The sequence below is a fragment of the Mesorhizobium sp. M0276 genome, assembly GCF_040321755.1.
Taxonomy (GTDB): domain Bacteria; phylum Pseudomonadota; class Alphaproteobacteria; order Rhizobiales; family Rhizobiaceae; genus Mesorhizobium.
This window is the reverse complement of sequence record NZ_JAMYSC010000145.1, coordinates 1-1216: the sequence shown is the minus strand read 5'-3', so window position 1 is coordinate 1216 and position 1216 is coordinate 1. Positions and strand designations below refer to the sequence as shown.

Sequence of the window (1216 nt, the reverse complement as noted above, 5' to 3'; positions counted from 1 at the left end):
TTAAGTTCCTCGGCGAGGATGGCAGACTTGCGGGCGATCTCGTCCTCAAACTTGGAGTCGGACCAGTAGGCCTCAAGAGCCGCACGAGCGGTAACGAAAGCATAGTTGTTGCCTCTGAACGTACCGGTGTGCGCGGCAGGCGCCCAAACATCAAGTTCAGGCTTGATGAGGACCAGGGCCATCGGCGTTCCGATCGCCGACAACGACTTGGACAGGGTAATGATGTCTGGCACGATCCCTGCCGCTTCAAAACTGAAGAATTTGCCCGTGCGACCGACACCAGCCTGGATGTCGTCGAGGATCATCAGGATCTCGTGCCGCGAGGTCAGGTCACGCAGCCGCTGCAGCCATTCAACGCTGGCAGCATTAATGCCCCCTTCACCTTGGACTGCTTCCAGGATCACCGCGGCGGGTTTATCGAGGCCACTATTCGGATCATCGAGAAGCTTCTCGAAGTAATCGATCGTGTCAACCGAAGCGCCGAGATAACCCTCGTAAGGCAATGACGTCACGTTCGCGAGGGGAAAGCCGGCAGCATTTCGGAACTCCTTGTTTCCGGTCGCTGCCAACGCTCCAGCGCTGACCCCGTGAAACGAATTCGTAAACGAGACGATGTTTGACCTGCCGGTCACTTGGCGAACCAGCTTCAGGGCCGCCTCGACCGCGTTCGTACCTGTGGGACCCGTAAACTGCAATTTATAAGTCAGACCGCGGGGCTTCAAAATGTACTGCTCAAAAGCTTCGATGAATGCCTTCTTGGCGGAGGTGGCAAGGTCGAGCCCGTGCACAATTCCGTCGCGCTCGATGTAATCCAGCAATGCCCTCTTGAAGGCTGGGTTGTTATGTCCGTAATTCAGGGCGCCTGCACCCCCGAAGAAGTCGAGGTATTCCCGACCGTCTGCGGCGATGAGGGTAGTGCCAATCCCGCGATCGAACAGGACCGGGAACGCCCGGACATAGCTGCGCACCTCAGACTCGAGGCGATCAAAGAGCGCGAGACTTACATCCTTAGCAGGCGTGAACTCCTTGTTCATAGGGCGAACTCCTTCGAATTGGCAGCCGGCACCGCTTCAGGCCAGCTTATGTGGTTGAGGATCGGACCGCTCAGTCCCCGGCCTGGTGAATGTAGCGCGTTAGAGGCACTGCATTACGCGAATGATCGCACCTCAATGCAGGAAATGAGCGTTGTTTTGCGAGGCACGCATAGATGCGGCGA

1 protein-coding gene is annotated in these 1216 nt (G+C 57.3%); it reads right to left on the bottom strand.

From position 1 onward, the window contains the following. Positions 1–1034 (bottom strand): diaminobutyrate--2-oxoglutarate transaminase (locus NKJ01_RS36160; protein ID WP_352735367.1); only part of this gene is annotated, 1034 nt, incomplete at its 3' end. Positions 1035–1216: the final 182 nt, after the last annotated feature.